The organism is Actinopolymorpha alba DSM 45243 (genome assembly GCF_000373925.1).
GTDB classification, from domain to species: domain Bacteria; phylum Actinomycetota; class Actinomycetes; order Propionibacteriales; family Actinopolymorphaceae; genus Actinopolymorpha; species Actinopolymorpha alba.
On the sequence record NZ_KB892797.1, the window covers coordinates 1 to 24,412 of the forward strand.

Below are 24,412 nucleotides of genomic sequence, written 5' to 3' on the forward strand. Positions count from 1 at the left end.
GCGCCCGACGACAAGAACACCCGAACACGCAAACAATTAGATAACGAATTAAAGGCGCGGGACACTAGGTCTAGTCCACAGACCCTTGGAAGCTTGTTGCGAAAAGTTGCGATCACAGGATCCGAGACTGCGGGCGCCTAGCTCGTTGACCTGCGAAGACGGCCGATCCGGCGTGGTGCAATATATGCATCTCTAAGAATCTGCGACCCGCACCATTGACGTACCGGGAGGCGCGGCCGATGATGAGTCCGCAACTTCTCGCAACCATAGAGACGGGGATAAGGCCCATGCGCATAACGTTCGTCGCCAAGGATCCCGAGTCCAACCCAACGGGATCGCCTACGCTCTACCGGACAGATCGCGGGTCGTGGCTGGTGCAAGGGTGGGTCGTCGACGACGCGGAGGCACTTGCCGAGATGGACATACCGAAAGGCGAGACGTGCGTGGAGATTCCGGACAGGATGATTCAGTTTTTCGGGCAGGGAGAACGTGGCATCGATAACGGATGAAGAGTTTGAACGGCTCCTAAGCGAGTTTAAGCGGGAATCTATTCACCTAGAAACCCGCGACGCCTACGGAACGGCGGTAGAACTGCCACATATGGCGAAGTGGACGGCCGGCGAATATGACGACCTTGAATGGCTTCAGGACTGGTGCGCCACGCTTCGCGAGCACGTCAAGGCTGGGCGGTCGGTCCGCCGCGCCCGTATCGTGTCGGAGCCTCTGAGCGACTATCAACGCTGGTCCCACAGCATCGCTCACCCCATAGTGGGCGCGGGCGAGGATATCCGCTGGATTCCCCGCAGGCTTGCATCTTCGATCGCGCTGCCCGGGAACGACTTCTATCTCTTCGACGGGCACCTGGTCGTTTTCCTGCACTACACGGGAAGCGGCTTGGCCATCGACAAGGTAACTTCGACGGACCCGCACGATATTGAACTCTGCCGCTCGGCGTTCGAGGCGGTTTGGAAGCTAGCAATACCTCACCGTGAATACAGCCCCCTCTAGCTCCGCTAAAGAGGCGCGACGGGCGCTAGGCATTCGCCTTCGGGACTTGCGTAAAGAGGCAGGTCTGACGGCCCGCGAGTTGGCGGCATCAACTGGCAAGCACTATACGCGCGTTAGCAAAATCGAAAACGGTACGCAGGCGCCAACCGACCATGACATACGTGAATGGTGCCGTGCGTGTTCTGCGAACGATCAAATTCCTGACTTGATCGCTAGTCTTCGCGCGGTTGAGTCGGCGTACCTGGAGTTTCGACGGCAAAGCCGGGCCGGCATGAAGCGGGTCTTAGGGGCCCACACGCTTAAGCGGTACGAGCAGACTAGCTTTTTCCGGATCTATGAGCACAACGTTATCCCTGGCCTGTTCCAAACCGGCGAGTATTCGGCCGCCATGCTGTCATTCTGGATCAAGTTCTTGGGAACCGCCAATGACGTAGAAGAAGCCGTCGCTGTTCGAATGGAGCGACAAAGAGTTCTTTATCGGAGCGGCAAGCGATTCGCGGTCCTACTTGAAGAACAAGCGTTGCGCACATGGTTCGGGGATGGCGAGATACAGGCCGGCCAACTGGGTCGTCTCCTTGAGCTAATGGCCCTGCCCAACATTTTTCTCGGAATCATCCCCCTGATGACTCAACGCGTGACCGTTGCCTCCGCCGGATTCTGGATCTTCGATGACATTCTAGCGGCCCTGGAAACGCCAACGGCGAGCATAGAGGTAACGCAACCGTCAGAGGTTCAGCTATACGCGCGCATGTTCGAAGCGCTCAAGGTGTCGGCCGTATTCGGCCGAGAGGCAAGAGCCCTCATCGTCAAGGCCCTCGGCGAACTCAACGAGTGACTGCGCTCCCGAACTTGACGCGCGGCGCAAGGGGCGACTGTGGATAGAGCCGTGGTGCTGGCCGGGACCTGGGCGGTCCCGGCCAGCATCAGCCTCGCGGCAAGTCGCCGGTCACTGTACGACGATTACCGGTTGATGAACACCGGGTTGGAGTAGAACCACAGGTCATCCCACGGGTTCGAGCCGAGCGGGTCAGGCTGCGGCTCCAGCTCGTTGGTGCTGGTCCCCCGGACGCGGACGTACATCGAGCTGTCGACGTTGCGCAGCGTGTGCCGCACCACGATCCAGTCGCCGTCCCGTTTCCAGCCGCTCGCGTCGTACCGTCCGGCGACGGCGGATCAGCGGCCGTGCTCGCCCAGCGGGCCGACCGACCATCCCTGGGCACGGCAGTGGTCCACGATGCCGGTCAGCGCGTCGAGGGTGGCCCGCCAGGAGCCGGGTGGCGCCGCGACCTCGGAGTCGTGCAGGAGGACGGTGTCACCACCGGACAGGTGCCGCACCACCCGGTCACGTACGGCCGCGCCGTTCTGCCCGGCGGTCCAGTCGTGTCCGTCCGCCGTCCACAGCACCGGCCGCAGCCCCAGCCGGTGCGCGGCGGCCCAGCGCGCGGTGGTGAGGACGCCGTACGTCGGGCGGTACCACACGGGCCGCCGGCCGGCCGCCGCCGCGATGATCTGGTACGCCTCCGCGAGGTCAGCCCGGTCCCGCCACGGCCGGAGCGGCGCGTCGTGCCGGAGGCCATGGACGGCGAGTTCGTGGCCGCGGGCGCGGGCCAGCCGCACCGGTTCCGGATGGCGTACCACCCGCTCGGCGATGAGAAAGAAGGTGGCCCGGACTCCCAGCTCGTCGAGGCGGTCAAGGATGAGGGGCGTCGCCGCCGGATCTGGACCGTCGTCGAAGGTCAGCGCGACATGGCGGCGGTCACCGCGACCAGCGAGGGTCGGACACAACCGGCGTACCTGTGGCAGCCAACTCGCGGCCGGTAGCAGGTCGGCGAGAACGGCGCCCACCGCGAGCGCACCGGCCACGCCCGCGGCTCTCGCCAGCCGATGCGTCGACATCAGGTGGTGGGACGCAGGTCAGACCGGGACGCCACCTGGCTCATCAGCGGCGAGCGGGACAGCTCCAGCGCGCCCGCGATGATCATGGCCAGCCCGACCAACGCGAGTAGGGTCCACGCACCAAGGCGCAGATCCTCGTCGAACAACACCACGCCCAGCACCAGGCTGACCAATGCGTCGCCGACCGTGATCGCCGGCTGGGCGGCCACGATGGTGCCTGCCTGATAGGCGTTCTGCAGCAGAAACATCGCGCAGATCCCCGCGGCGACCGTGGCGTAGAGCTGCCAGCTGGTGAAGAACGCCGCAGCACTGACCTCCAACCGACCGGTCGCGTCCTTCATCAGCGCGGCGGTCAACGCGAACGCCACCGCCGCCGACGCCCCGAGGGACGCGGCCCGCGCCGCCCCTTCGACCGCCTGTCCCAGGCCGACCAGCAGGGCCACCGCCGCGACCACCGACGGCAACGCGAGCGTCCAGCGCACCGGGTCAACCCCCGACCCGCCACCGGAGGGGTCGACGGCCACGAGCAGCGCCATCACGCCGAAGGTGACGCCGGCGGTGCCCGCGATCGAACGCCCGCCGAGCCGGCGACGAAACACCAGAGCGGCCAGCAACAGCGTCAGGGGGAGCTCGATCATCATGAGCGGCTGGACCACGGCCAGCGGGCCGGTCAGGAGCGCCGCGCCCTGGAACACCGCGCCGGCCATCACGCCCACGATGCCAAGCCACCACAACGGTCGTCGGCCCAGATCCAGGATCAATGCCGGACGAAACGACTCCTCGCGCGGCGCCGACCGTGCCTCGTGACGCTGCAGAACCGACGCGAAGGCGTTACTCGCCGCGGCGAACAACGCGAGAATGGCGGGAAGAATCATCACGGACCGTCTCGGCGCGACTGAGGCTCGCGGTGGCCAGGCGCGGTGCGCGCCCGCACCCGTGGTGGTGTTGGTGCTCCCTCCCCTACCCGCAAGCCCAGCAACCGACACGACCCGCGCGGCCACGAAACCTGGGGGGAGGCGCGATCGTGACCGGCCGGCAGTCGCCGCACGACTCCGGACGCCGCTACCTGATCATCTCAGCGAGCATGGGTGGCGGCCATGACGCGGTCGCCGCCGAGGTCGCCCGCCGGCTGGAAAGCCGTGGACACCGGACCCAGCGGATCGACGTGCTGGACCTGTTGCCGGCGGCTCTGGGAAGCGCCGTACGTACCAGTTACGGCCTGATGTTGCGACATGCGCCCGGCCGCTACCAGCGGATCTACGACCGCTTCGGTGACCCGGATGCCGCGCGCCGGCTGGTCGAACCTCTCGTACGCCTGGCGACGTCGACCGCCCGGGCCACTGTGGACGAGCTCGCCCCCGACGTCGTCATCAGCACCTTCCACCTGGCGGCCGCGGTCGCCGGACGGCTCCGCGAAGACGGCGCGATCAGGGGCCGTTCCGTCGTGGTGCTCACGGAGTTCGTGCCGCACGCGGTCTGGCTGTCGCCGGGGAACGACGCCTATTTCTGCCTGTCGCCGGCGGCTCGCGGAATCGCCGCGACGCTGGTCGGGGACCGAGCCCTCTGGCTCGGCCCGCTCGTACGACCGGGCCCGCCGAGTCCTGTCCCGGGAACGCCTGCTCTGGCTCCGGCCGCCGGGCTGCCGGTGGTCCTGGTCTCCGCGGGCTCCTGGGGGATCGGCACCCATCTCGCCGAGACGATCCGCGCGCTGATCGCCACCCGGCGGTACTTCCCGCTCGCCCTCTGCGGGCACAACGAGCAGCTGGCCGCGCGGATCCGCGCCGTCGCCGGCCCCGACTACGCCGTCGGCTGGCGTCCCGACCTCGCCGCCTCGCTGGCCGGGGCGTACGCATTGGTCGAGAACTCCGGTGGCCAGACCTGCACCGAGGCGTTCGCCGTGGGTACGCCGGTGGTGATCCACGCGCCGCTCCCCGGGCATGGCCGGGCCGCCGCGGAGCACCTCGAGCGGGCCGGTGCCGTACGCCGGTCTGACCGACCGGAGGAACTGATTGCGGCACTCGACGAGCTCCACCTGGAGGCCGACGCCAGGGCCCTGCAGACTGGACGCGCCCGGGCGGTGTTCCGGCCCGACAGTACCGACCTGCTCGTGAGGGTGACCGAATCGCGGAGCGGCGCCGCGCCGAGATGACATACGTTCTCATTTTCGCCATGATTGCGAGGAGATCCGACAAACGGCCGCTTATCCCGGACCCTGGAGCGGCCAGGACCGGATCCGCAAAGCCTCGGTGTGGTCCCCCCGGCCAATCTGGGGCTTTGTCATGCCTGCCGCCCAGGTTCGACCTCAGGCTCGAACGAGCCTGGGCGGCACGGTCATTCGGCGAGCACGACCCGAAGGTGCCCGGGCGCGGCGTCCCTTGTCCTGATCGCGATCGGCAGGACCAGATGCTCGACGTCCCGGTAGGGATCCCCGCTGGTGATCCGCCGGTGGAGCAGCAACGCCGCCTCCCGCCCCATCTCGTAGGAGGGCAGCGTCGCGGCGATTGCGGCGAGCGGCAGGATGTCGAGCGGGCTCGCATCGTCCATGCCGGCCAGGTCGACCTGACCCGGCACGTCGATTCCCAACGCCACCAGGTCCAGGACCGCCCGACCCATCGCGTAGCCGTTGCCGCAGAGCAGCACGCTCGGCGGATCCGGGCGGGCCAGCAGCGCCGCCACGCTGCCTTGATCAGGGCCGGACGCCGGGGCGTACTTCCGGAGCACCGTGAGGTCGGGGCGCACGGGAATGCCGTTGTCACGTAGGGCCTGGACATGGCCGGTGAGCCGGTCACGAACGCTGGTGCAGTCGGTCTCGTCCCACAAGGTCGCGATCCGCCGGTGGCCCAACCGGATCAGGTGCTGGGTCACCTCGTAACCAACGGCCACGTTGTCGGCCGCCACGGCATCGGTGGCGACGTCCGGCCGGTAGCGGTCGACCATGACGAGCGGCATCTCACGCCTGCGCAGATCGGCGAAGACCTCGACGTTGGCGTTTCCTTCCGCCGGATACAGCACGATGCCGGTGACGTTCGACTCGAGCGCCTCGCGCAGCGCCCTCCCCTCCCGCTCCGGGTTGTCGTGGCAGTGGGTCAGGATCAGCTGGTAGCCGAGCTCGGCGCAGGTCGCCTCCACTCCCCCGAGAAGTTGGGTCACGTGCGGGCCCTGCCCCTGGAGGATGCACGCGACCGCTGGCCTGCGGGTGTGGGCGGCACCCACGTCGACCGTCGGTTGGAACGCCGACCGGTCGGCGACGAAGGTGCCGCTGCCCTGCCGGCGGACGAGCACGCCCTCCGCGACAAGTTCGTTGAGCGCACGGACGGCGGTCGTCGTGCTCACGCCGAACCGCTCACAGACCTTGCGTTCCGTGACGAACGGACTGTCGGGGGCGTACTCACCACGAGCGATGGCGGCCAGCAGGGAACGCTTCACCTGCTGGTAAAGCGGGATGCGTACCCCGTCACTCCTCGCCGTCATGGTTGGCACCGCGCGGCGGCAACAGCCTCAGAATTCACCACGTTAACTCTCTCTGTCGTCACGGTGTGCTGAGCGATATAGGCCACTTTATTGACACGTTCACACGTTAAGAATACGGTCGAACGCACGATCCATGTAGTGAGTCGTCCGGCCCTTACGAGCCGCGAGGAGAACGACATGGTGAACAGGCGACAGTTCCTCACCGGCGCCCTGCTGGCGACCGTCTCCATCAGTGCCTGCAGCGGCAAGCAGGAGGGCGGCTCGTCGGGCCGCTTCAGCTTCACCTACCTGCGCCCCACGTGGGGGCCCGCGACCTACACCAAGAACGGTCCGTTCGAAAAGGAACTCGAACGCCGCGCCGGCGTTTCGATCGACGTCCAGATCATTCCGGTCATCGACTACGACACGAAGGTCAACACGATCCTCGCCTCCGGCGATATTCCCGACGTGATCTGGGGATCGGGTCCGACGTCAGGCACCTGGCGGAGCGCCCAGGACGAGGGAGCCTTCCTGCCGATCGACGACTATCTCGACAAGTACCCCGCCGTCCGCAAGGCCGTTCCGGACAGCATCTGGAAGATGTTGCGTGACGACAAAGGCGACACCTATTTCGTTCCCAACCTCATCTGGCCGCAGGTTCCCTTCTTTCTGTATTACCGGAAGGACCTCTTCGACAAGGCCGGGATCGCCGAGCCCGCCAGCCTGGAGGAGTTCCAGGCGACGCTCGAGCAGGTCAAGAAGGCGTATCCGAAGATGGTGCCGTTCACCATGGGGTACGAATGGCACGCCAAGGAGATCGCCACCTCCTTCGGGACAGGGATGTTCGGCTGGGAGCCGGCACCCGACGATCCAGACACGCTTGCACCGTGGTTCATGAAGGAGAAGGAGATCGATCTCTATTTCTGGCTCCAGGATCTCCACAAGAAGGGCCTGCTCGACCCCGACTACGGCGTTAGCAAGGAGCCGAACTTCTCGACCGCCAAGCTGAAGGCCGACAAGGCCGTCATGGCGATCGAACACTGGGGTGCCTACACCTCCATCGTGACCGAACTCCGCACCATCAGGTCGGACGGCGCGGTGAGTGTGGTCTCACCGCTGGGCGAAACCGCCGGTAGCCGCGCGGTCTTTCCTGTCGACCGGGGCTTCTATGTGTCCGCCAAGATCAAGGACCCCGACGGCTTCTTCGCGTTCCTCAACTGGACCCTCACCGAAGGCTCCGAGCTACGCCGCTGGGGCGTGGAAGGCAAGACCTACAAGGTCGAGAACGGCACGAAGGTCTCTCTCCAGGACGCCGAGCGGCCGAAGTCCTACCAGGGACCGCAGATCGAGCCCCTCGGGTTCATCGGGCCGTTCAGCGAGAAGCTGGACTGGGACGGCATGCGGACGAACTTCGAGGGCGCCGGCATCGGCAAGGACTTCGACTACATCAAGGGAAAGTTCGACGACTACACCAGGCAGGAGTACTTCGACTACCGCGACCCGACCGTGGTGTCGCCCACCGATGCCAAGAAGGGCACGCAGTTGTTCGAGGACAACCTGCAGAAGGTGGCTCAGAGCACCATCGTCAACCACAAGGTCACCCGGGCCGAGTGGGCGGCGGCGGTGGAGAAGTGGAAGAGGGCGGGCGGCAACGCCATTCTCGAGGAGGTCAACTCCCTCCAGAAGGACAAGTCGAAGCCCGAGTACACAACGGGATAAGGCCGCTCGCGGCCCACGCCGCCCGCGTTTCCTTTGCCTTCCAGCCACCGAGGAGTCACGCCGATGAGCGAGGTTCGCGCGGCCGCCCCGCCTCGCCGCCGGGCGACACCGGCGCCCCGCGGACACCAGTCGAAGGCCGCCCTGGTCTGGAGGTACCGCTGGATCTACGCACTGATCCTGCCGACGGTCATCTACTTTGTGCTCTTCGCCTACCTCCCGATGATCGGGTTGCAGATCGCGTTCAAGGACTTCAAGGTCTTCGCGGGCATGTGGGAGAGCCCCTGGGTCGGGCTCGAGCATTTCCGTACGATGTTCGGCTCCGAGAAGTTCCCCGAACTCATCCGCAACACCTTGCTGATCAGCTTCTACCGCATCCTCTTCGGCTTCCCCGTTCCGATCATCTTCGCGCTGCTGCTCAACGAGGTACGCCGCATGTGGTTCAAGCGCGGCGTCCAGACCGTGACGTACTTCCCGCACTTCCTGTCCTGGGTGGTCTTCGCCGGCATCGTCATCAACATTCTCGGGCCGACCGGGATCGTCAACACTCTGCTCGTCAATACTGGCGGTGACCGGATCAACTTCCTCACCAACCCCGACAGTTTCCGGGCGGTACTCGTCCTCACCGGAATCATGAAGGAGTTCGGCTGGGGAGCGATCATCTATCTCGCCGCGCTGTCGAGTATCGACCCGGAGTTGTACGAAGCGGCCCGGGTCGACGGCGCCCGCAAGCTCCGCCAGATCTGGCACGTGACACTGCCCGGCCTGCGACCGGTGATGGCCGTACTCCTCGTACTCTCACTCGGCGGACTGCTGGACGCGGGATTCGACCAGGTCTTCCAGCTCCAGAACGGCGCTGTCCTCGAGGTCGGCGACATCATCGACACCTACGTCTACCGGGCTGGCCTGCTCGAGGCGCAGTTCGAGCTGGCAACCGCCGTCGGGTTGTTCAAGGGCGTGGTCGGGCTCGCGATGATCGTGTCGGCTAACTGGGTGCTCCGCAGGATGGGACAACGATCGATATGGTGACCAAACCCGAAACCGGCGAGACGGAAATCCTCCGGAGCAGCCAGGTGACGAGCCAGCGGTCACGTCTTGAACGAAATCCCTGGTGGGGCGACACGATCATCTACCTCGTGCTGGTATTCCTCGGCCTGGTGACGTTGCTACCGATGTTGAACGTCCTCGCGAGGTCTCTGAGCAGCAGTGCGGCGATCTCCGCCAACCCGCTGATGCTGGTGCCGTACTCCTGGACGCTGGACGCGTATCAATACATCTTCGAGACGCCCGTCCTGATGAGGTCGTTCGGGATCACGGTGTTCGTCACGGTTGTCGGCACCGCACTGAACCTTCTCTTCACGACCACCGCGGCCTACGGACTGTCGAAGACCTACATCCCCGGCTACCGCTTTCTCATGTGGCTGGTGATCATTCCGATGTTGTTCGGAGCCGGACTGATCCCGACGTACCTCCTGCTGAAGAATCTCGGGCTCATCAACAGCGTGTGGGTGCTCGTCATCTACGGCCTCGTCTCGCCGTTCAACCTCATCCTGATGCGGAACTTCTTCTGGAGTATCCCGAACGAGATCGAGGAGTCGGCCCGGATCGACGGGGCTTCCGACCTGCAGGTCCTCTGGCACATCGTCCTGCCACTGTCCAAGCCCGTCCTGGCCACGATCGGGCTCTTCTACGGCGTCGCCCACTGGAACGACTTCTTCACCGGGCTCTTCTTCATCACGGACTCCTCGAAATGGCCGCTCCAGGTGGTCATGCGTTCGATCATCATCGACCAGAGCATGCTCGGAATGGGTGGCGGCACCGCACCGACCGCCGATCTGCAGAAGCTCGTCATTTCCGCGGACAACATCAGAGCGGCGACGATCATCTTCTCCACCGTTCCGATCCTGCTGGCGTATCCCTTCCTCCAGCGCTATTTCGTCAAGGGCATCATCCTCGGCGCGGTCAAGGGCTGACCGCGCCCGTTCACCACCAACGGAGGTTGCTGATGCCGGTACGTCGCGCACGACGGCGCAGGTTGCGGGTCGGCACCTGCCTCACCCTGCTGACCATCCTGGCCCTGCTGGTGCCCACCTGGGCCGGGGCGGCGTCCCAGGCCGCCGGCCCAGTGATGTATCCGAGCGGCGTCGGCGCCGACCTCGGCGCCACCCCCGCGACGCTCGGCATCCGGGTCCGGGCCGGGGACAACCCGGACGGCCTGGTGACCGGCACGCTGCAGGGACGGGACTACTGGAAGACCAACACCGCCGCCAACACCGGCTCCTTCTACCTGGATCTCGACGAGGAGTACGTCAGCGGCCTCGCCACCAAGGACGTCACCGTCAGCGTCACCTATTACGACACGGAAAGCGGCGGTCTGTCCCTGCACTATGACGCGGCCGACAACCCCGACGCAGCTGCCACCGACATACCGATGACAGGCACCGCGCGGTGGAAGACCAGCACCTTCTCCCTGAGCGATGGCAGGTTCGCCAACCGCCTCAACGGCGCGGACCTACGGCTTGGTCCGGCCGAGAGCGATCCGACCGAGGACATCATCGTCTCCTCGATCCGGGTCGGGTCGGTCGGCGCCGCGGTCGACCTCGGCGCGACGCCGCGGGAACGCGGCATCGCTCCCAGGGCGGGCGACCGGGCTGAGGGTCTCATCGTCGGAGAGCAGGACGGGCGTACTTACTGGCAGACGAACCGCGCAGCCCCGGCTCCGGCGACGTTGTACCTCTACATGAACGTCGCGGACACCTATGTCTACAACACAAAGAACACCGTGCTCGTCAGCATCGACTACTTCGACGAGGGCAACGGCCGGCTGAGTCTGCAGTACGACTCCCCCGGCGAGGAGCTCAGCGACAAGTTCAAGAATTCCGAGGCGTTTGCCTACGGCGATTCAAGGACCTGGAAGACCCATACGTACGCCCTCGACGACGCCGTGATGACGAACCGCTCGAACGGCTCGGACTTCCGCATCACCACCGGCGGAGGCGCTGTCGAGGTGAAGGTGGCGTCGGTGCGGGTCACCGTGGTCGCCGCGGAACTCGACACCACCCAAGGTCTGCGCAACCTCATCGGCGAAGCAACCAGGGATCACGTCGCCGCCCGCGAGGGCACCCGGGACGGGCAGTTCCCTTCGGGGTCGAAGACCACGCTGCGGTCGGCCATCGACGACGCGCAAGCAGTGGTTGACACTCCCAGCGCCGGTGAGGAGCGTGTCAAGGCAGCCTTGCACACGGTGTTCGAAGCACTGCGGGACTTCCGGGCTTCGAAGATCGACACCAACCTCGCCCGTGGCGCCACCGCCACGGCCAGCAGTGGCGCTCCCGGCGCGGGGCCGGAGTTGGCCGTGGACGGAGACGGGGACACCGCGTGGACCAGCGGTGCCGGCCACTCGGGCGAGTGGCTCCAGGTCGACCTGGGCAAGGCGCAACAGGTGAACGACGTCCGGGTCAGCTGGGCGGGGGCGTACTCCCCCGACTACACCGTCCAGGTTTCCACCGACGGGCAGCGGTATGTCACCGTGGGCCGCTCGGGTACGCCGGGCGGCAACCGGGTCGCCCGCACCGCCTTCGAGACGAGTTCGGCGAGGTTCGTCAAGGTGGCGTTCAACGGCTACGCCGGCCAGTCCGACACCTTCTCGGTCAGGGAGCTCCAGGTGCGCAACCAGCCGATCGTCCAGCCGCGCCCCAAACTGGTGAAGACGGCGTACCCGACGGACGACGCCGTGGTGGCCGACTTCGACGTGTCGGTCTACGGCGCCGACCGTACCGGCGCGAAGGACGCGACCAGCGCCATCCAGCGCGCGCTCTACGACTGCTACGACGCTGGCGGCGGCACCGTCTGGATGCCGGCGGGGAAATACCTCGTCACGGACACGCTCGAGGTCCACGCCTTCTGCACCCTGCGCGGTGACCGGCGCGATCCCGACGTGGGTGAAGGCGGCTACGGCACGGTCGTTCTCGCCGACGTCCCTTCGGGCGATGACGGCCCGGCGGTGTTCCGGATCGGCGGCAGCGCGGGCGTCATGGGGATCACGACCTATTACCCACGGCAGAGCGCGACTGACCCGGTGCCGTACAACTACACGTTCGAGATTCCCGGCGGCGCCTGGATCGGCAACGAAAACTACATGATGGCGACGATCTCCGACGTCACCATGCTGAACTCCTACCGCGGGATCGGCATCAGCACGATGCCCAACGATCGTGGCACCGCCCCAAGCTCCGGGCAGGTACACGAGTCGTCCACCATCCGCAACGTGAAGGGCACCGCGCTCTACGAGGGGGTCCGTGCCTACAACGGTGCCGACGTCGGCACCTGGGAGAACGTCACCTTCAACAACGCCTACTGGGCTGACGCTCCGTCGGACTACCATCCGCCGCGGCGGGCGACACTCGATGCCTGGACCCGCGCGCACGGCACCGGCTTCGCGCTCGGCGACCTGGAGTGGGAGCAGCTGTACAACCTCCAGGCATCCGACTACGACGTCGGGATCCGGATCGTTCCAGGCCAGCGGATCAGCTTCGCCGGGAGCTTCCTGCAGACCGAGATCCGGCGTACCAACGTCGCCCTGAAGGTGGAGAGCTTCGACTCCCGGTGGGGGTTGGTGTTCGCGGCCGGCCGGCTGGAGGGCAGCCAGTACGCGATCCAGAACTCCTCGCAGGGCTTCGTGAAGCTCACGGGCACGCAGGTGCGGGGCGCCACCCAGGGCATCGTCCATGTCCTGGACGGCCAGCCACCGGCGTACACCCAGGGACCACTGCCACAACCGGCGCGCGCCGTCCTGTACGACGCTCGCGCGGCACCCTTCCGCGCCCCGCGCGGGGCGGGCTACCTCCCCGCTGAGGACGCCACTGCCGCGATCCAGGCGGCACTGGACCAGGCGCACCGGTCCGGTGGCGGCATCGTCTACCTGCCGGCCGGGTGGTACCGCATCCAGCGGCACCTCAGGGTTCCGGCGAACGTCGAACTCCGGGGCGCCTCCGCGGTGCCCAACCGTGACCAGCTCGGCGCCAGCGGCGGCACCGTATTGATGGCATACGAAGGGCGTGCCACCACTGCCCCGGACTCCGCGCCGGCCCTCATCACGTTGGACGGAAGCCGTGCCGGCGTTCGCGGCCTGCGGATCTTCTACCCGGAAAACAACCCCGCCGCTCCGGACGGTCTCGTCGCGTACCCCTATGCGGTCCGTGGCAACGGACCTGGGGTCTACGCCGTCAACCTCGGCTTGCCGAACGCCTGGAACGGCATCGACCTCGCCACCCATCGCAACGACAGGTTCGTGGTGCGGAAGGTCACCGGCGCGTTCTTCGACCACGCCGTCACGGTCGGGCCGAGCGACCGGGGCCGGGTCGAAGGCCTGCTGTCCAACGGCAACGCGGTGACCAGGGTGGGCTACAACCTGCCGAACTGGGCCATCGAGAGAGACATCTTCAGCCAGGTGATCGACAAGTACATGCGCAAGCGGTCCGCACTCGTCACGGTGACGGGTGCGTCCCGGCTGACGGTCCTCAACGCCTTCGCCTACGGCTTCCACGACGGCCTCGTCGTCGGGTCGGGCGAGGTGACCGCCTTCAACCTGGGCACGGACAACCTCGGCGAGGACGGCCGCACGGTCGACGTGACCAGCGGGAAGGTATCCGTCACCAACCTCCTGCGCTACAACGGCGCCACGAGCAATGGACCGGCGAGGTTGTTCAACATCATGGCGATCAACATGCAGCAGAACGCCCTCACCGTCGCTGCTGAACCCGCACGCGCGGGTCGGATCTCCCTTGTTGGCAACGAAACCGAGCCCGGCAGGTACGAACGCGGCAGCCAGGTGAGCGCGGTCGCCGAACCCACACCGGGCTTTGAGTTCGTGAGCTGGTCCGCCGACGGCGAGGTGGTGTCACGCGAGCGGTCCTTCACCGTCACCGTGACGAAGGACCTCGCGTTGACCGCCACCTTCGCACCGCGTTCCCGCGGCTGAGCCGGGGTTCGGCAGGCTCGTGGTCCGCGGCCTCAGGGTGGAGGCGCGGACCACGAGCTCCGGCTCGACCACCACATGCCGGACTGGTCCAGCGATGCCGTCCGTCATCAGCTCCAGCAGCAGGTGCGCCGCCCCCTGCCCGACCCACCTCTTCGGCGGGGACACCGCGGTCAACGGCGGGTCGGCCATCTCCGCGATCTCGTCGTCATAGGCGATGACTGACAGATCCTCCGGTATCCGCCACCCGTGCCCCCGCGCGTGGTGTACCAATGAGAGCGCGGTCTGGTCGCTGTGTACGAGGACGGCCGTGGCCTGGGAGTGATACAGCCGCTGGAGGACGGCGGCCATCGCGTCGTTCGTCGGCCAGGCACTGTAACCGGCATCAGAGCAGTGGTTGACGTCAGAGTAGTGGTTGATTTCAGAGCACCGGTTGGCCGCGGGACTGGTGATGATCAGCGGCGAGCCGGCCGGGTCCATACCCGCTGTCGCGACCGCCGCCCGCCAACCGTTGATCACCCGGGACTTCGTCTGTGACTGCCCCTGCGTCACCAGGGCGACGCCGCGGTGACCCAGGCGCGCCAGGTGCCGGACAGCCCGGGCGGCCCCAAGCTCGTGGTCGGCACGCACCGAGCACAACGCTCGGTCGCGCACGGGGATCTGCACGGTGCGTTCCATCAACACGACCGGCACGGGCAGTTCGAAGAGCCAGTCGAGGAGTTCCGGGGCACCCTCGTCGAGCGTGACATTCGGGGTGAGCAGCAGGCCGGTGGCGCCGGCGTCGAGCAACTGGCGGGCGAGCATCCGGTCCTGGGCCGGCTGGTAGTTGGAGATGGCGAGTGCCCGGCGTACCTTCCTCGCATCGAACACCCGACGCGCCCCGGCCACGACCTGCGGGAAGTAATACGCGCCGGTCGGGACGACGATCCCGACCTGACCACTCACGATCCGCTCCCTGGCTGGCACGACCTCACGTTGAGCCGGTCTGGTCCTCTGAGCATCGTCGGCGGCCTCCGAAACCACCGGAGCCAGCTCGCGGCGTAGGACGCCACCGCCATGCACCCGCTCGATCACCCCGCGTTCGGCCAGTGCGGCGAGGTCGCGCCGGATGGTCATCGTCGAAACCTGGAAATCGGCGACCAGGTCCGTAACCCTGACGAACCCTCGCGTACGAGCGAGATCCAGAATGCGTGAGCGACGTAGTTCGGCTGGCATGGCGACACCTTCCGATCGATCCGTGGGGCTTCGCGGGACCGGGCGGTGGACAGCAGGCTTTCGATATCGAACGTTCCCGCTCAGATAACGAGAACCTGATGTCCGGGGCGACGACCTTTCCTTGACAGTCTGCGGATCCTTCACAACATTGTGACCATCTGAACACCGCGACGTTCTTGACGCCAAAACGACCGCTGTCACGTCACACTTTCCGGTCCAGGATCCTTTCGGAAAACGTTCAGTCCGCCTTTGGTCAAGGAATTACCGGCGCGCTGACGAATAAGGGAAACCGCTCTCCACGCCCTCGCTGGTGAGCGGCCAGGTCGTGGTTGTCGAACGGCCTGACCAAAGCCACCTCAGAGAGGACCCGACGAATGACGAAGCACCGTCTCCGTACCTCGCTCGCGGTCATGGCCTGCGTGGTCGCGGCCACCTCGGGCGGCCTCGCCGCGCCCGCGACAGCCGGGGCAGAGGACGACAGTGCCGAACGCCAGTGCGCCCGAACAATCGACATCGAGGACGACGCCTCGCTGGCGGCCTCGGTCGCCGCGGCCAGGCCCGGGGATTGCCTCCTTCTCGCGAACGGCACCTACACCGGTCTCACGATCACCGCCCAGGGCCGGATGGACGCGCCGGTGACGATCGCGGCCCGCGAACGCGGCCAAGCCGTATTCGCCTATGGAACGATGGAGATCAACGGTTCCGCGGACGTCGTTCTCGAAGGCATGACCTGGACCAGCACCGGCAACGTCCGGATCGTCGACTGCCTTCGCTGCCGCCTCACCCGCTGGACGTTTCCCGACCGGCCAGGCGGCACCGAGGTCGTCCATCTCACCGGTAACCGGAACGACGACAACCGCATCGACCACTCCGACTTCGGGCCTCGCGGGCAGACCGGCCGTTTCATCATGGTGCACGGCACGAACCCGAACCTCGCCAAGCACACCCGCATCGACCACAACCACTTCCACGACGTGGCGGCCGGCCCGCAGGGCGGCGAATGCATCGTGCTCGGAGGCGGTGGCGCCTGGGCGGACTACACCGACACCTACAGCATCGTCGAGCACAACCTCTTCACCGGTTGCGACGGCGACGCAGAGGTGATCTCGGTCAAGTCGTCAAGCAACATCATCCGCCACAACACGGTGCGCTCCTCCAAAGGAATGATCGTGTTGCGCGCCGGTAACCGTAACTCCGTTCATCACAACACGATCCTTGGTGACGGCAAGCCGGGCTCGGGTGGCATCCGGTTCTACGAGGAGGACCACCAGATCCACCACAACTACGTCGACACCGATGGTGCGCCTCTGATCGTCGGCAACGGTACGCCGCGCGGCCCGGGCTTCACGAACGCCCAGGTGTTCCGCCCGGCGATCTACGCCAACACCTTCATCGGCCGGACCAACGGCGTACAGATCGGTGACCAGCGACCGCTGCCTCCCGTCGACATGACATTCGCCCACAACCTCGTCCGCGCCTACGCGGGCAAGGCGGTCGACCTGCGGACCGAACCAGTGAACCCAACGTACGCACGCAACGTCGTGCAACTGCGCGGCACCGCGACCGCCGGGATCAGCGCCCCGCGCGAGCAGTTCGAGGTCATCGACCAGACCGGAGCCGGCGTTCAGGACATCGGGATCGCGCGGCCGCTGTCGCCCAGTGACGTCGGCCCTGACGCGGAAGGAAGCTCATGAGAATCCGTCCTTGGACAGCACCTCGCCTGCCGCGGCGCCTGGCGCTCCTCCCCCTCGCCGTGCTCCTGGCCCTCATCGGTGCCGTGGGCGCCGTGCCCGACCGGCCGGCCGCCGCTGACAGCGGCTTCGTCCATCCCGGGGTGCTTGTCAGCAAACCCCAACTGCAGTTCGTACGGGCGAAGGTGCAGGCGGGCGCCGAGCCGTGGAAGTCCGCGTACGCCCAGATGAGTTCCAGCAAGTTCGCTTCCCTGTCCTGGGAGCCCAAGCCACGCGAGGTCGTCGAGTGCGGGCCGTACTCCAACCCCAACCTGGGGTGTGTCGAGGAGCGTGAGGACGCGCTCGCCGCTTATACGCACGCGCTGCTGTGGAACATCAGCCGCGATCGGCGCCATGCCGAGAAGGCGATCGAGATCCTCGACGCGTGGTCGGCCGTCATCAGGAGCCACACCAACCACAACGCGCCGCTGCAGGCGGGTTGGGCCGGAGCGTCGTTCTCGCGCGCTGGCGAACTCATGCGCTACACCTACGACGGTTGGCCGACCGACCGAGTCCAGCGGTTCGCCACGATGCTGCGGACGGTGCACCTCCCGCAGGTGCTGGTCGACCGCCGGCCAAGTTTCAACGGCAACTGGGAACTCATCATGATGGACGCGGCGGTGGGCATCTCGGTGTTCCTCGACGACCGCGCGTCCTTCAACGAAGCTGTACGGGTGTGGCGCGGTCGGGTGCCGGCGTACTTCTACCTCGAGCCAGACGGGCCACTTCCCCAGCCGCCGCCGGGCGGCGGCAAGGACACCGCCGAGAAGCTGATCGCGTACTGGCATGGGCAGGAGACGTTCGTCGACGGCCTCGCCCAGGAGACCTGCCGGACCTTCGGGTACGTCGGCTGGGGCATTGACGCTGCTTCCCACGTCGCCGAGACCGCGCTGATCCAGGGCATCGATCTGTACGCCGAGATGCGGGAACGGCTGACGAAGGCGATGGAGTTCCACGCGACCTACGACCTGGGCGAGTCGGTGCCGGACTGGTTGTGTGGCGGAACACTCCAGCGCGGTCTCGGTCCGACGCTCGAGATCGCGTACAACCACTACAACAACCGTCTCGGCATCAGCCTGCCGAAGACGAAGGAACTCCTGGAAACCAGGCTACGGCCGACGGGGCCGAGTCACTTCCTTGGCTGGGAGACCCTGACCCACGCCGAGAATCCGGTAGGTCGCCGTTAACCAAGGTGAACGATCCGCGTCAGCCCAACCCAGCCCAACCCAACCCAACCCAACCCATCCCAGCCCAGCCAGCGAACGTGAACGAAGCCAGCGAAGGAGCCTCGATGTTGCGAAGGACATTCCTGCTGTCAGCGGCTGGAGTCACCAGCGGTGCCACCCTGGGATCCGTGACTGCCACGTCAGCAGGTAATCCGGCGGCCGCGGAATCCAGCGGAACGACGCCCGCCACCCAGGTGCCGCCAGCCGCCACCACCGTGCGGGTGCGCTCGCTGGCTGACCTGCAAGCCGCGATTGACACCGCCGGACCTGGCGATCGGATCGAACTCAACAACGGCACCTACACCGCCAGCGCACCCATCCGGATCAGCGGGAAGTCCGGCCTGCCCGGAGCGCCTCTGACCATCGCAGCCCAGGAGGTGGGGCGGGTCACCATCACCGGCACCGCGGGCTTCACGATCGATGCGTCGGAGTACGTGACACTGGACGGCTTCCGGCTGACGCACAGCTCCACCCTGCGGGTCCCGGCGAACTCCCACCACATCCGCTTCACCCGTAACCACATCGAGCTCACCGCCGCTGCCGCTGGCAACCACTGGCTCAACATCGACGGCAACAACTGCGAGATCGGCTACAACACCTTCACCAACAGGTACAACCAGGGTGTCTGGGTGTCGATCGCGGGACCCAGTGATGGCATCGCCCAACACACCTGGATCCATCACAACTTCTTCTACAACCATCGGTTCGACGGCTCCAACGGCGGCGAGCCGATCCGCCTGGGCCTGAGCCACAAGCAGAGCTACTCCGCGTACGCCGTGATCGAACACAACCTCTTCGAGAAGGTCGACGGCGACCCTGAAGCCATCTCGGTGAAGTCCCGCGACAACATCGTGCAGTTCAACACCATCGTCGACAGCGTGGGTTCGATCGTGCTCAGGCACGGACACCGCAACCGGGTCGAGGGGAACATCCTGCTCGGCGGACGCTCCGGAATCCGCTTCTACGGCAAGGACCATGTGATCGTCAACAACCTCGTGTCAGGCAGCACCGGCACCGGCCTTGCCGTCGGCAGCGGCAACATCGAAGAGGACACCGCCAGCACGGGCAACGAACAAGTGGACCGGGTCCTCATCGCCTTCAACACCTTTGCCGGCAACGCGACCAGCGTGGCCGGCGAGGCCCAGCGACCGCTGGGGCCAAGGGACTGTGTGGTCGCCAACAACATCATCACCGGAAGCGGGGCGCAGCTGATCACGCTGCCGCAGGGGTCCCAGGGGTTCCGCTGGGAAGGCAACATCCTCCACAGCGCTCCGGCGGGCGACATCCCGGAAGGCGGCTATCGCGCCGTCGATCCGAGGTTGGTCGAGGACAGGTATGCGATGCCGCGCATCGGTGCGAGCAGCCCCGCGGTGAACGCGGCCGTCGGAAGCTATCCGACGGTGACGCTCGACATCGACCTTCGCGCCCGCAGCGGAGTCAAGGATGTCGGCGCGGACGAGTTGTCAGACGGGCCACTGCGGCGGCCCCTGACCAGAGCTGACGTCGGCCCGCACGCTCGGCCCAAACGACCCTGACTCGGCGCAGAACCCCCTCTGCGGCGTGCCTACCGCCCACTATGAGGCCTATTCAAAACTGTCGTGCCGCCGAAGTTGATCAACGGTCCCGAATTCCGGCACCTACCCGAGGATTGCCCGATCTGAGGACCGTTGATCAACTTCACCAAACGGGCGGCCATGATCGTGAAGGAGTTTCGTTGCTATCTGACCAGAATCCTTCACGATCCTCGAGCGCCCGGGACCTAAAGGGCCCGATGTCTCAACCTCCGGACGGGTGAGGCGTACGCCATTCGAGACGGAGCAGAGGCCATCTGAGATTGTGGAAACTTTGGGGTGCTATAACACCCCAAAGTTTCCACGCTCTTGCCGATGCCGCGCCGGAGTGTAGAAGTCGCTGACGCTCCGCGCGAAACGTGGGCCACTTCCCCGAAATGATCGTGAACTGGTGAGAGCCTCGCCGACAGGACGCTCAGCGGTCGCAGGTCGTACGTCCTGGCTCCCACCGGCAGGCGATCGCCGCGAATCCTCCCTCGGCGACCACGTCCACTGACAGCCGGTCGATCGGGCCGGTCACGACGTGGCTCTCGCGCACCAATCCGGCTTCACCGTCGCGCACCACCTCGATCAGGTAGCGGCCATGAAGGAAGCGCAGTGGTACGTCGAGCGTCCGCGCCGGTCCGGCTACGCCGGCGCCGAGGAACCACCGGTCGCCGCTGCGCCGCGCCATCACCACGTGGTCGGACGGCCGGCCCGACACCAGGCGGGTCTCGTCCCACACTGTCGGCACCTGCTCGAGGAACCCCCGCGCCTCCGGCCGGACGTCGTAGCTTTCGGGCGTTCCCGCGAGGTTCTGCAGTCCGGACTCGAAGGTGACCGCGAGCCCGAGTTCGTGCGCGTCCGAGGTGGGCCGGCTCGGCCGGTGAAATGCCTCTGGCGTGTAGTCCATCGAGCCGATCAGGTTGCGGGTGAACGGCAGGGTGGTGAGGTGTTGCGTGGTTACGGTGCGCTTCTCGGCACCGTGGACGCCTTCCATCGTCATCACGTGCGGCCAGGTCCGGTGGATGCCCTTCGGGATGGTCGAGCCGTGGAAGTTCACCAGCAGCTGGTTGGCCGCCGTCGCGGGCAGGATCTCGTCGTACCAACGCAGCCGCGCCTGCGACTCAGAGTCCATGAAGTCGATCTTGACGCCCTTCACGCCCCAGGCGTGCAGCGTCGGCAGCCAGTCGGCGCGTTCCTCGGCCGTGTCGAGGTCGCGGTAGTGGATCCAGACGATGATGCCGACCTGCCGCTCCTGGGCGTAGCGGACGAGCTCGGGTATCCAGCTGTTCGTCTTCCAGTTCGGGTCCGTGACGTCCCACTGCTCGGGGTCGAAATACCACCCCGCGTCCACGGCGACGTACGGCCAACCACGAGCGGCGGCGTAGTCGACGTACCCCTTCTGGATCGAGAGGCTCTGCCCGGCCTCGCGGCCGCCGGCCAGCCAGGTCCACAACACCTGCTCGGGTTTGATCCAGGAGGTGTCGGTGAGTTTCGAGTCGGGCGCGAGATCGTCGACGAGGGTCGACTCGGTCACTGTGGCGAGGTCGCCGACGATCATCACCCGCCAGGGGGTTGCGACCGGTCCGTCGACAGCGATCTCGCGATCCGAGAACGACACGTCGACGCGGTACGTCCGGGTGCCGGCCTGATGCAGCAGCCGCGGCCCGGAGTACGAACCATCGAGGGCGGACTCGGCCAGCAAGAGGTAGGTGCCGTCCACAGCGAACAACGCCGGCATCTGGAAGTCCGCGGCCGGAGCGGTGGCGGCGGTGTACTCGACGAACGGGTTCTCGTAGTCGCGGCGGTGCCGGGCCAACCACGCCGAGGCGTCCGGCGCGACGTTGAACGCCGACGCCTCCCCGAGCACCGAGCCGTAGTCAGCGGGGAGGACGTAGCGGTAGGCCACGCCGTCGGGGGCGACACGCACGAGGAGGTCCAGCCGCGCGCCGTTGTCGCCTTCGAACCTGAAGCGGCTCTCGGTCATCACCGATTTCCGCTGCGTGCGCTTGCCGACCGTGGTGGTGTACTGCTCCACGACCGCGCGGTCCGTGCGCCCCACGAAGCGGAGTCCGCGCGACAGGTCCGCCCGCTGGGTGACGATCCCCACCGGGGACGGGTCGAGCACGGTCACATCCGCGCGTGAGACCGACAGCGACAAGGTGCCGTTCCCCCGCTCGTAACGGAGGTGCGCGGTCGGGGATGTGGCGGGCGACGCTGGAGCGGTGACCGTCCACGTCGTCTCGTCGGCACCGACGGCGGGTACGGCCAGAGCCGCACCGGCGAGCGCACCGGCAAGAGTCAGACCCGCCAGCCGCCACCCGAACCGTAACGCCTGCGACAAAAGAAACTCAGGACCTGCCATGGCGCCTCCTGGAACTCGCGGTACGACAGAGGTCGGCGAGTCAGCCCGAAACGGAGCCCTGTGAACCGGCGCTACTCGCGATGACCAGTGAGACCGACGGCGCATGACAAGGGGCGCCGTCGACGCCGAGCGAACCAACGGACGCGAAGCTAATCGGGTTACTTTCGCCGGTCAAGAAATCTGTCCGCTACAGCTCACTGGCCTCATCCGGCGCATCAGTGCCGAGCTCTACCCGAGCTTCGCGGGCCAGCTCAGAGCAGGACGCCCTCAGCACCGGGGTGGGATGGGAGCGACGAGGACTGCGACTCATGCCCGGTGCAGGCGATGCTGGAGAATCCGGGTGACCGGCGGAAGCGCGGCCAGTCGCAACGGCACCTCGCGCAGGAAGAGCTCGAGCCGACCGGTCGGCGCGTGCAGGCCGGTGTTGCGGCGGCCGCGTCGCTGGTGCTTCTCCGCCATCGGGCGCAGCTCCGCATCCCACGCGCGCAGCGCCGCCGGGATGTCGGCTGGCTGGTGTTCCAGAGCAAGACCGAGCCGATCGGCACCACCGAGGGCGAGCGACGCGCCGTACCCCGCGAAGAGCGTGACGCACCACGCGGCGTCCCCGAGGAGTACGACCCGACCCCTGATCCACTGGTCGACGACCATCTGGCTCACGCTGTCGAAATAGACCGGCGATCCTGAGTCGAGACCGGCGAGCAGGTCGGGCACGATCCAGCCCAGATCGCCGTACGCCCGGGTGAGCGCGGCGCGCGCCCCCATTGCAAGCTCTGCGTCGGGGTCCGGGCTGCCGTGGGTGAAGAACGCCGCCATCCGCCCAGGTCCGAGATGGGCGAACGACATCGTCCGGCCGACCGCGGCGACTGAGGTGAAGGCACGCTCGCGTACCCCGGCCGGCAACTCGTCCACGGTGAACGCGGCGATGAGATGGTTCAGGTCACGGCGGAACTCACGCTCGGGCCCGAAGACGAGCTCCCGCACCCTCGAATGCAGGCCGTCAGCGCCGATGAGCAGGTCCGCGTCTTCGGTGGTGCCGTCGCCCAGGGTGACGCGTACCCCGTCAGCATCCTGCGCCACGGCATCGACCGTGACCCCGAACCGGATCGGGACCGGATCACAGACGCGGGCGCGCACCGCGTCGTACAACACCGCCTCGATGTCTCCCCGCAGCAAGGTGGCGTTGCGCTCGCCGAGAACCGCCTGGACGGTACGACTCGGCACGGTGAACCGCGGCCGCCCAGCGGCGGTGACGTACGCCAACTCGAAGGCATCAACGGCCCGCTCTGTCAGCGCGGGCAGCAGTCCCATCCGCTCGGCGGCGTCGTAGCCGAGGCCAGAGAGGTTCAGCGCGTAGCCTCCGCCGCGGCGCTCGGGCGCCCGCTCGATCAGGAGCGGACTCCAACCCGCTTCCCCAAGCCGTAGTGCGGCGGCGAGACCGGCGATGCCGGCCCCCACGATGATCACGCGCCTGGTGTGGTTCGCCATGTGAACGCTTCCCTCCGGAGATGACTGAACGCGAGTACCCGCGCAGCGCGGTGCGCCCGGCACGGGCAGAATGAACACCTGCTCATAGATTATGAGCAGGTGTTCATTCTGGCAAGGTCGGACCCGCTCGCCGCCCCCGTACGCCACGGACCGGAGAGGGCACCCGAGAATGGAGGGCGATGTCACCGCGCGGCGTATCGATCCCCGAGATCCGGCAGCAGCTCTTCGAGGCCGCTGATGCCGTCCTCCTCCGTGAAGACCCGAGCCGGCTCAGCGGCCGGGCGATCACCCGCGAGGCCGGCTGCGCGACCGGGCTGCTCTACAACCACTTCACCGACTTCGACGGGTTCCTGACGGAGTACATCCTCGATCGGGCGAAGGTGACGGCGACGGCACTGCTCGAACTCCCCTCCCGCGCGGGCTCCGGCACGGTCGCCGGCAACCTTCAGGAAGCCATGCTCACGATGCTCGACTCCCGCTCACGGGTCCTCGTCAGTCTGGTGATGACCCGGCCGTCGCTCGTCGCGCGACTCGGCAAGGCCCTCGGGGAGGAGCCGGCGTTCTACACCGGCGAGCGGGCCATGACCGCCTACCTCGAAGCGGAGAAGGAACACGGTCGTGTCCGGGCGGACGCCGACACGGAGTCGCTGGCACTCGCGTTGGTCGGCATCGCTCACCAGCTTCTCCTCGCGCCCAACCCCGGCACAGCCGATCCACCCGAACGCATGCGCCGCGCCGTCACGGCACTGGTCGCGGGGGTCACCGGCTCCACGTGAGGCGTGCGGCGCGAG

The 24,412-nt window shown here is 66.8% G+C and carries 19 protein-coding genes; 12 read left to right on the plus strand and 7 right to left on the minus strand.

Annotated elements, in window-relative coordinates; genetic code table 11:
* Positions 1-239: 239 nt before the first annotated feature.
* Genes B141_RS46465 through B141_RS0131925 form a run of 3 tightly spaced genes read left to right on the plus strand, consistent with a single transcriptional unit; the run spans position 240 to position 1,843 of the window.
* The gene (locus tag B141_RS46465; protein ID WP_020579257.1) at positions 240-509 is read left to right on the plus strand and encodes a hypothetical protein; all 270 of its coding nucleotides are present in this window, start codon (positions 240-242) and stop codon (positions 507-509) included.
* Positions 490-1,008 (plus strand): DUF6879 family protein, encoded by a 519-nt coding sequence (locus B141_RS0131920; protein ID WP_026257744.1) that lies wholly within the window; start codon positions 490-492, stop codon positions 1,006-1,008. Before B141_RS46465 ends, B141_RS0131920 begins: the two co-directional genes overlap by 20 nt.
* Positions 989-1,843 (plus strand): helix-turn-helix domain-containing protein, encoded by an 855-nt coding sequence (locus B141_RS0131925; RefSeq protein ID WP_026257745.1) that lies wholly within the window; start codon positions 989-991, stop codon positions 1,841-1,843. The genes B141_RS0131920 and B141_RS0131925 overlap by 20 nt, the downstream gene beginning before the upstream one ends.
* 125 nt (positions 1,844-1,968) lie before the next feature.
* Here B141_RS0131925 and B141_RS49890 read toward each other — a convergent pair whose 3' ends face one another.
* The 3 genes from B141_RS49890 to B141_RS0131940 are packed head-to-tail and all read right to left on the minus strand — an operon-like array spanning position 1,969 to position 3,779.
* Complete coding sequence (locus B141_RS49890) at positions 1,969-2,121, minus strand: hypothetical protein (RefSeq protein WP_157181451.1); 153 nt, start codon at positions 2,119-2,121, stop codon at positions 1,969-1,971.
* Between the two features lie 60 nt (positions 2,122-2,181).
* Entirely contained in the window at positions 2,182-2,904 is a 723-nt protein-coding gene (locus B141_RS0131935) for a polysaccharide deacetylase family protein (RefSeq protein WP_020579261.1), read from the minus strand.
* Positions 2,904-3,779 (minus strand): DMT family transporter, encoded by an 876-nt coding sequence (locus tag B141_RS0131940; protein ID WP_020579262.1) that lies wholly within the window; start codon positions 3,777-3,779, stop codon positions 2,904-2,906. The genes B141_RS0131935 and B141_RS0131940 overlap by 1 nt, the downstream gene beginning before the upstream one ends.
* A gap of 149 nt (positions 3,780-3,928) precedes the next feature.
* On the opposite strand from B141_RS0131940, the gene B141_RS43915 reads away from it, so the two are divergent.
* Positions 3,929-5,053, plus strand: a complete 1,125-nt coding sequence (locus B141_RS43915) for an MGDG synthase family glycosyltransferase (RefSeq protein WP_020579263.1) — start codon at positions 3,929-3,931, stop codon at positions 5,051-5,053.
* Positions 5,054-5,235: 182 nt separating this feature from the next.
* Here the strand turns inward: B141_RS43915 and B141_RS0131950 are convergent, their stop codons facing one another.
* Positions 5,236-6,375, minus strand: a complete 1,140-nt coding sequence (locus B141_RS0131950) for a GntR family transcriptional regulator (protein ID WP_020579264.1) — start codon at positions 6,373-6,375, stop codon at positions 5,236-5,238.
* Positions 6,376-6,552: 177 nt separating this feature from the next.
* On the opposite strand from B141_RS0131950, the gene B141_RS0131955 reads away from it, so the two are divergent.
* From B141_RS0131955 to B141_RS0131970, 4 genes are all read left to right on the plus strand, one after another.
* Positions 6,553-8,073 (plus strand): extracellular solute-binding protein, encoded by a 1,521-nt coding sequence (locus tag B141_RS0131955; RefSeq protein ID WP_020579265.1) that lies wholly within the window; start codon positions 6,553-6,555, stop codon positions 8,071-8,073.
* A 63-nt stretch (positions 8,074-8,136) separates the two neighbouring features.
* Positions 8,137-9,099, plus strand: coding sequence for an ABC transporter permease (locus B141_RS0131960; protein WP_020579266.1), 963 nt, complete (start codon positions 8,137-8,139; stop codon positions 9,097-9,099).
* On the plus strand, positions 9,093-10,043 hold the full coding sequence (locus B141_RS0131965) for a carbohydrate ABC transporter permease (RefSeq protein WP_020579267.1): 951 nt from the start codon (positions 9,093-9,095) through the stop codon (positions 10,041-10,043). The genes B141_RS0131960 and B141_RS0131965 overlap by 7 nt, the downstream gene beginning before the upstream one ends.
* Before the next feature lie 32 nt (positions 10,044-10,075).
* The gene (locus tag B141_RS0131970; RefSeq protein ID WP_020579268.1) at positions 10,076-14,050 is read left to right on the plus strand and encodes a glycosyl hydrolase family 28-related protein; all 3,975 of its coding nucleotides are present in this window, start codon (positions 10,076-10,078) and stop codon (positions 14,048-14,050) included.
* Here the strand turns inward: B141_RS0131970 and B141_RS0131975 are convergent.
* A complete protein-coding gene (locus tag B141_RS0131975) occupies positions 13,970-15,262 on the minus strand; it encodes a LacI family DNA-binding transcriptional regulator (RefSeq protein WP_020579269.1) in 1,293 nt (430 codons plus the stop codon). The genes B141_RS0131970 and B141_RS0131975 overlap by 81 nt on opposite strands.
* A 374-nt stretch (positions 15,263-15,636) precedes the next feature.
* On the opposite strand from B141_RS0131975, the gene B141_RS0131980 reads away from it, so the two are divergent.
* The 3 genes from B141_RS0131980 (at position 15,637) to B141_RS0131990 (ending at position 19,753) form a co-directional block, all read left to right on the plus strand.
* Entirely contained in the window at positions 15,637-16,956 is a 1,320-nt protein-coding gene (locus B141_RS0131980) for a polysaccharide lyase 6 family protein (protein ID WP_020579270.1), read from the plus strand.
* Entirely contained in the window at positions 16,953-18,179 is a 1,227-nt protein-coding gene (locus tag B141_RS0131985) for an alginate lyase family protein (protein WP_020579271.1), read from the plus strand. The genes B141_RS0131980 and B141_RS0131985 overlap by 4 nt, the downstream gene beginning before the upstream one ends.
* Before the next feature lie 104 nt (positions 18,180-18,283).
* The gene (locus B141_RS0131990) at positions 18,284-19,753 is read left to right on the plus strand and encodes a polysaccharide lyase 6 family protein (RefSeq protein ID WP_020579272.1); all 1,470 of its coding nucleotides are present in this window, start codon (positions 18,284-18,286) and stop codon (positions 19,751-19,753) included.
* 451 nt (positions 19,754-20,204) lie between these two features.
* Here B141_RS0131990 and B141_RS0131995 read toward each other — a convergent pair whose 3' ends face one another.
* Both B141_RS0131995 and B141_RS0132000 read right to left on the minus strand, forming a co-directional pair.
* Positions 20,205-22,136 carry a glycoside hydrolase family 97 protein gene (locus B141_RS0131995; protein ID WP_020579273.1) on the minus strand — a complete coding sequence of 644 codons (1,932 nt, stop codon included), beginning with the start codon at positions 22,134-22,136 and terminating at the stop codon, positions 20,205-20,207.
* A gap of 306 nt (positions 22,137-22,442) precedes the next feature.
* A complete protein-coding gene (locus B141_RS0132000) occupies positions 22,443-23,621 on the minus strand; it encodes an FAD-dependent monooxygenase (RefSeq protein WP_020579274.1) in 1,179 nt (392 codons plus the stop codon).
* Between the two features lie 179 nt (positions 23,622-23,800).
* Here B141_RS0132000 and B141_RS0132005 point away from each other — a divergent pair, with 179 nt between their 5' ends.
* Positions 23,801-24,397 (plus strand): TetR/AcrR family transcriptional regulator, encoded by a 597-nt coding sequence (locus B141_RS0132005; protein ID WP_020579275.1) that lies wholly within the window; start codon positions 23,801-23,803, stop codon positions 24,395-24,397.
* Positions 24,398-24,412 lie beyond the last annotated feature (15 nt).

What these genes read in the sequence shown, in the direction of transcription:
- B141_RS46465 (WP_020579257.1), top strand. Translation starts at nt 240, where the DNA reads ATGATGAGTCCGCAACTTCTCGCAACCATAGAGACGGGGATAAGGCCC.
- B141_RS0131935 (WP_020579261.1), bottom strand. Translation starts at nt 2,904, where the DNA reads ATGTCGACGCATCGGCTGGCGAGAGCCGCGGGCGTGGCCGGTGCGCTC.
- B141_RS0131940 (WP_020579262.1), bottom strand. Translation starts at nt 3,779, where the DNA reads ATGATTCTTCCCGCCATTCTCGCGTTGTTCGCCGCGGCGAGTAACGCC.
- B141_RS0131950 (WP_020579264.1), bottom strand. Translation starts at nt 6,375, where the DNA reads ATGACGGCGAGGAGTGACGGGGTACGCATCCCGCTTTACCAGCAGGTG.
- B141_RS0131955 (WP_020579265.1), top strand. Translation starts at nt 6,553, where the DNA reads ATGGTGAACAGGCGACAGTTCCTCACCGGCGCCCTGCTGGCGACCGTC.
- B141_RS0131960 (WP_020579266.1), top strand. Translation starts at nt 8,137, where the DNA reads ATGAGCGAGGTTCGCGCGGCCGCCCCGCCTCGCCGCCGGGCGACACCG.
- B141_RS0131965 (WP_020579267.1), top strand. Translation starts at nt 9,093, where the DNA reads ATGGTGACCAAACCCGAAACCGGCGAGACGGAAATCCTCCGGAGCAGC.
- B141_RS0131970 (WP_020579268.1), top strand. Translation starts at nt 10,076, where the DNA reads ATGCCGGTACGTCGCGCACGACGGCGCAGGTTGCGGGTCGGCACCTGC.
- B141_RS0131975 (WP_020579269.1), bottom strand. Translation starts at nt 15,262, where the DNA reads ATGCCAGCCGAACTACGTCGCTCACGCATTCTGGATCTCGCTCGTACG.
- B141_RS0131980 (WP_020579270.1), top strand. Translation starts at nt 15,637, where the DNA reads ATGACGAAGCACCGTCTCCGTACCTCGCTCGCGGTCATGGCCTGCGTG.
- B141_RS0131985 (WP_020579271.1), top strand. Translation starts at nt 16,953, where the DNA reads ATGAGAATCCGTCCTTGGACAGCACCTCGCCTGCCGCGGCGCCTGGCG.
- B141_RS0131990 (WP_020579272.1), top strand. Translation starts at nt 18,284, where the DNA reads ATGTTGCGAAGGACATTCCTGCTGTCAGCGGCTGGAGTCACCAGCGGT.
- B141_RS0131995 (WP_020579273.1), bottom strand. Translation starts at nt 22,136, where the DNA reads ATGGCAGGTCCTGAGTTTCTTTTGTCGCAGGCGTTACGGTTCGGGTGG.
- B141_RS0132000 (WP_020579274.1), bottom strand. Translation starts at nt 23,621, where the DNA reads ATGGCGAACCACACCAGGCGCGTGATCATCGTGGGGGCCGGCATCGCC.
- B141_RS0132005 (WP_020579275.1), top strand. Translation starts at nt 23,801, where the DNA reads ATGTCACCGCGCGGCGTATCGATCCCCGAGATCCGGCAGCAGCTCTTC.